This is a genomic window from Promineifilum sp. (SeqCode) (genome assembly GCF_041918635.1).
Taxonomy (GTDB): domain Bacteria; phylum Chloroflexota; class Anaerolineae; order Promineifilales; family Promineifilaceae; genus Promineifilum.
Genome location: NZ_JAYRVJ010000296.1, coordinates 1 through 5,522 on the forward strand (window position 1 = coordinate 1; position 5,522 = coordinate 5,522).

Annotated in this window: 5 protein-coding genes; 2 read left to right on the forward strand and 3 right to left on the reverse strand. The window is 64.1% G+C overall.

Features of this window, described 5'->3' with window-relative positions:
• From ACE3UY_RS09650 to htpG, 3 genes are all read right to left on the reverse strand, one after another.
• On the reverse strand, positions 1-906 hold a 906-nt coding region (locus ACE3UY_RS09650; RefSeq protein ID WP_374687330.1), incomplete at its 3' end, for an FAD-dependent oxidoreductase.
• Positions 907-996: 90 nt separating this feature from the next.
• Positions 997-1,782 carry an SDR family NAD(P)-dependent oxidoreductase gene (locus ACE3UY_RS09655; RefSeq protein ID WP_374687331.1) on the reverse strand — a complete coding sequence of 262 codons (786 nt, stop codon included), beginning with the start codon at positions 1,780-1,782 and terminating at the stop codon, positions 997-999.
• A 145-nt stretch (positions 1,783-1,927) separates the two neighbouring features.
• Complete coding sequence (htpG, locus tag ACE3UY_RS09660; RefSeq protein WP_374687332.1) at positions 1,928-3,802, reverse strand: molecular chaperone HtpG; 1,875 nt, start codon at positions 3,800-3,802, stop codon at positions 1,928-1,930.
• A 199-nt stretch (positions 3,803-4,001) separates the two neighbouring features.
• Between htpG and ACE3UY_RS09665 the strand changes: the two genes are divergently transcribed.
• Together ACE3UY_RS09665 and ACE3UY_RS09670 are read left to right on the forward strand one after the other, a co-directional pair.
• On the forward strand, positions 4,002-4,598 hold the full coding sequence (locus tag ACE3UY_RS09665; RefSeq protein ID WP_374687333.1) for a hypothetical protein: 597 nt from the start codon (positions 4,002-4,004) through the stop codon (positions 4,596-4,598).
• A gap of 180 nt (positions 4,599-4,778) precedes the next feature.
• Positions 4,779-5,348 carry a MarR family winged helix-turn-helix transcriptional regulator gene (locus ACE3UY_RS09670; RefSeq protein WP_374687334.1) on the forward strand — a complete coding sequence of 190 codons (570 nt, stop codon included), beginning with the start codon at positions 4,779-4,781 and terminating at the stop codon, positions 5,346-5,348.
• The last annotated feature ends 174 nt before the right edge of the window (positions 5,349-5,522 follow it).

The window sequence follows — 5,522 nt, forward strand, 5'->3', positions numbered from 1 at the left end:
ATTGACAAACCTCACCCCCAGGTCGCGCATCATCGGCGTCATGAACAGCCACAGGATCGAACGGGGCATCACGCCGAAGAGGTTGGGGCCAAGGTGCTGGTTCTCCAGGCGCAACGTCTGCGACGGGTTAGGATCCACTCCCTCGGCCAGGTAGTTGGCGCGGTGCACATCGCCCCGGCCAACCGACCGGCCGGCGGCCAGGGAGTCGATCCAGCCGACCACGTAGTCGGAGTGATCCACGTTCTCGTAAAAGTAGCTGAACATCTCGTCCAGGTCGGCTCGCCCGCGCGTCTCCACGTCCAGCAGACCGGAGTAGACGCGTTTCATCTGCATCGTCAGGCTGGTGAAGATGCCCAACATGCCGAAGCCGCCGATGGCCGCATGAAAGACGTCGCTGTTGGCCTCGCGGCTGCAGGTGATGGTCTCGCCCGAGGGCAGCATGAGGTCGAACTCCACGATGTGGTCGCCGAAGCACCCCTGCCGCCAGGCGTTCTTGCCGTGGACGTTCATGGCCGCGGAGCCGCCCATGGTGGTGAAGCTCGTCCCGGTGGCGATGGGCGGCCACCAGCCGTCCTCCAGGATGTACTGCCACAGATCGGCCAGCGTGACGCCCGGCTCCAGGCGAATGCGACCGGTCTCGGGGTTCCAGTCAAGAATGCGGTTCATGCGGCGCATGTCGATGACGACGTTCTCACTGTTCATGGCCGCGTCGCCATAGCTGTTACCGCCGCCGCGCAGGCCAACGGTGCGGCCGTGGCGGCGGGCCAACGCCAGCGTGTCGTACAGCGCCTCCGCCGTAACCGGGCGATAGACGTAGCTGAGGCTGCTGTTGGCCCCACCCCAGGAGGAGACTTCCTCCAGGTGTTCGGCCGGCAGAGGGGTTACGAGAGGGAGTGTTTGGATCATGGTGGTGGTCGGTGATCAGTAGGTCAGTGAGTTGTCAGTCGTTGGTGGTTGGTCGCCTATGCTCAGCCACTGGCGAGCCACGACACACGACTAGAAGTTTAGATGACGAAAGATGGCAGAGGGCACGGCGCGGACGGCCAGGCTGACCAGCCGCCAACGGGGCGGGATGTAGACCACCTGGCGGCGGCGAGCGATGGCGTCGAGCGTGCGCGCTGCGGCCTCGTCAGGCGAAATGACCCAGAAGGTGCGAGCCGCGTTCTTCAGCAAATCGGTGTCGATGAAACCCGGCTTGATCGTCGTCACCGTCACGCCGCGGCGCGACAGACGGTTGCGCAGCGCTTCCAGGTAGGTGTCCAGACCGGCCTTGCTGGCGTTATAGACCGGACTGCCGACGCGCCCGCGGTCGCCGGCAATGGAGCTGATGGCCGCGATCTGGCCGGCGCCGGCCCGCTCAAAGCGGACAGCGGCGCGGTTCAGCCAGGCGATGGCTCCCAACAGGTTGGTGTTGATCATCGCCTCATCCTTGGCGAAGTCGTATTCGTGCAGGCTGACGGGCGGTTGGACGGCCGCGACGTAGATGATCAGGTCCAACCCACCCAGATCGCGGGTGATCTGATCGAACAAAACGGGGGCTTGTTCGAATTCGGTCACGTCGTGAACGTAGGGGCAGATCGTTGGGCGGCCGGACGCCTGGCCGACGCTGTCGCGCAGGGCGGCAAGTTCGGCCTCGCGACGGGCCACGGCGGCCACGCGATAGCCACCCGCCGCCAGCCGGCGCGTCAGCGCCGCCCCCAGGCCGGAGGAAGCGCCGATGACAATGGCGCGGCGCTGTGGTTCCAGCGGGCGATTGATGGGCGTGGGTATGGTGTCAAACATGGGTATCCTGGCCGGCGAGGCGGGACGCGGCCCGTCGTTACCGGAAGTAGGTATGATGTGGCTCTGTTCGGCCTTCTCCACGCATTTTAGCAGAAAGCGACTTAGAAACCGAGTTTCTCAGAAGAAACTCGGTTTCTATTGGACTTTACTTGATCGCATCGGCGGCGATCTGTAGCAACGTCTGAATGCGCGGCAGCATCTCGCCGGGGTTGGGGTGCAGCCCTTCCTGCATCAGCGCCCCGGCATACAGTTGCTCGATAGCCAGGTCGAGCAGCGGCGCGTCGGGCCGGTTGGTCGCCAGCGCGGCCAGGCTGGCGATGAGCGGATGGTTGCGGTTAAGCTCCAGGATTTGCCTGGGCACCTCGTAGTCGCGCCCCATCAGGCGGTAGATGCGCTGCAAATCCGCCTCGCGCCCTTCAGTTGACACCAGCCGGGCCGGGCTATCTTTCAACACGCGTGAAGCGCGCACCTCGGCCACACGGTCGCCCAACAGCGTCACGCAGCGGCCGACCAGACGATTGAAGTCCGGCTCCGGCGTGACCGACTCCGGCGCCGTCTCCTCGGCTGCTTCTGGCGCGCCCGACAACTCCAGGTCGGCGTCGGCAACGTTGCGGAACGGCTTCTCCCGGTACTCGGTCAGGGCCGGGGCCAGAAACACGTCCAGCGGCTCGTGCCAGTAGAGCACCTCCAGATCGCGGGCCTTGAACGGGTCGAGGTGGGGGCTGTGCGTGGCGGCATGCAGACTGTCGGCCAGCACGTAGTAGATCTCGGTCTGCTCAGCCGGCATGCGCTCGATGTAGGCTTCCAGCGAGGTCAATTGACCGTCGGAGCGGGACGAGCGGTAGCGCAACAGGGGCAGTATCTCGTCGCGGGCAGCCGGGTCGGTGGCCAGCCCCTCTTTCAGGATCGGGCCGAACTCCTCGATCAGGCGCGCGTACTTCTCCGCGTCCGCCTCGCCCAACTTCTTCAGTTCGCGCAGCACGCGCCCCTTGATCGTCTTGCCCAGTTGAGCCATGAGCCGGTTGTTCTGAACCGTCTCGCGGCTGACGTTGAGCGGCAGGTCTTCCGAATCCACGACGCCGTCCACGAACGACAGCCACGTTGGCAGCAGGTCGGTGCAGTACTCCTGGATGAGCACGTTGTGGGAGTAGAGCATGACCCCCGGCTCGCGGCGGGAAGCCAGCACGCCCCGGTCGCGTTTGCCGGGCACAAAGAGCAGCGCCCGCAAATGCACCGGCGCGTCGGACGAGAAGTGGATCGTCAGCAGCGGCTCCTCGAAGTCCATCGCCAGCTGGCGATAGAACTGGCGGTAATCGTCGGCCGCAACCTCGGCCGGCGGCTTGCGCCACAGCGATTCGCGCTGATTGGCCTGTTCGCCCTCAACGTAGATGGGGAAACGCACGTAGTCGGAGTACTTCTTGACAATCTGCTTCAGCCGCCAGGCGTTGGCGAACTCCTCGGCGTCGGGCTTGAGCGTGACGTGGATTTCCGTGCCGCGGTCGCGCTTGTCGGCCGGCTCGATGCGGAAGGCGTCGCCGCCGTCGGAGACCCAGGCCACCGCCTCCGCCTCCGGCCGGTAGCTGCGCGAGACGACGCGCACCTGGGAGGCGACCATGAAGACGGAGTAGAAGCCCACGCCGAACTGGCCGATCATGTCGCTAGTGTTTACCTCGCCCTGGCTGAGGCGAGCGATAAACTCGCGCGCGCCGGATTGGGCGATGGTTCCCAGGTGGCGAATGATCTCGTCGTGGGTCATACCCACCCCGCTGTCGCGCATAACGAGGCGCTTCGGCTCGCCTTCGGGCGCGACAACCTCGATGTGGATGGCCGGCTCCGCGTCCGGGTCGAGGATGTCGCTGTTGGTCAGCGCCTCGAATTGAAGGCGGGTGAGCGCGTCGGAGGCATTGGAGATGAGTTCGCGCAGGAAGATATCGCGATCCTTATAGAGCGAATGGGCAAGAATGTGAAGCAGCTGTTGGATTTCGGCCTTGAAGCCATAGGACTCGGGTTGAGCGTCCATGGGTTACTGTCTTCTCCGGTTAGATTGGTGATGCACCCTGATCGTAGCGCGCCCGAATAAGAGCCGCGTAAGCGGCGCGACCAGAGCGGGCGCTATTGTCATTTGCCTGCAAAGTTAGCATACTATGTCCCAATTCGCGACCGGGTGGTAGTGGGACATCCGGTCGCGCCATTTAGCGTGGGTTAAGAGGAGAAAGAGAATGAAGCGAATTGTCTGGATTGTCATCCTGTTGTTGGCCCTTACCAGTCTATTGGCCGCTTGTGGCGGAGGCGGCGGAGAGGCGGCGGTCGAAGCGCCGGCCGAGAGCGCGCCGGCCGAGGAACCCGCGGCCCAGGAGCCAGCGGCCGAGGAACCCGCCGACAACGCACCGGCCGCCGAGGAGCCGGCCGCCAACGCGCCGGCCGCCGAAGCCCCCGCTGAGGAGCCGGCCGCCGAGACCGCCACCAACATGATCGCTGGCCGGCCCGCTTCGGGCACCGACCCTGATACCGGCCTGGAGATCAACCCGGCCACCATTACGCCGGGCGTGGACTACATCCTGCGCGCCGAACTGGTCAGCGCCAGCCTGACCCCCCAGGACAGCCCCGAATTCATGCTCACCTCGCCGGCTGGCGTGCGCTATCGCGTTCGCGCCCAACCCGTGCCACAGATTCTCTACGACGACGGCACGCAGCCCGCGCTGCATGAGTTCACGCGCGGGATACTGGTCCAAGCCACCGTTCGCCAGGAGGAAGACGCGGGGGCGACCATCCTCGTTCATTCGACTGACCTCACACTGCTGCACGATACCGAGTAATAGAAATAGCTGGTAGTCAGGCAATTCATTGCCGTTCTGCCTTGTGGGGCGATTTGACAGATCGCCCTCGGTCGCAAAGACCGGCAATGAATTGCCTGTCTACGAACGGCGCTTGACAATATAGTTCGTCTACGTATAATTCTAAGCTGAATATTTTGCAGACGAATCATCTTGGATGCTATGACAGTGCACCCTAACAGCGAACTACGGCAGAAACTGTTTGACTTCACCGAATCGCTTGGCGGCGATCCACAGGCCATGCGACTTATGGATGAAGTGCGCACGGTCGCGCACCAACTGTACCAACTGAACGAGGCCAGCCTGGAAGCGGCCGGTCTGTCCTATGCCCAATTCCGCATCCTGATGAGCCTGCTCTTCAGTGAGTGGCAGGGCAGCGAGGCGGGGCTGAACCCGTCGGAGATCAGCGACCAGCAGGGCACGAGCCGCAACACCATCAGCGCCCTCATCCGCAGCCTGGAAGAGAGCGGTCTGATCGAGCGGCGGTTGGATCAGCAGGATCGCCGGCGCTTTCACATCCGGCTGACAGAGGCCGGGCGGCACAAGCTGCGCAACCACGCCCAACAACACGTGAAGACAACGGATGACATCTTCGCCGCGCTCAGCGCGGAGGAGATGGAAACGCTGAGCAACCTGTTGCGCAAGCTAAACCGTTGCGCCCACACCCTTAAGGAACAATCATCCCCCCACACCGGGGGTCACTTTGGAGGTTCTCATGCAACTAGCCGGTAGAGCGCCCGCCGGGCGGCCGGCCCGGGCCGCGCGTCCTGGGCTGGGTTCATTGGGTCGAGCCCTACGCTATCTCTTGAAATACCCGCGCCTGACGGTGGGCGCGACGCTGGCGCTGATCATCGCCACGGCCGCGCAACTGGTCGTGCCCCAGTTGGTGCAGCAGATCATCGACAC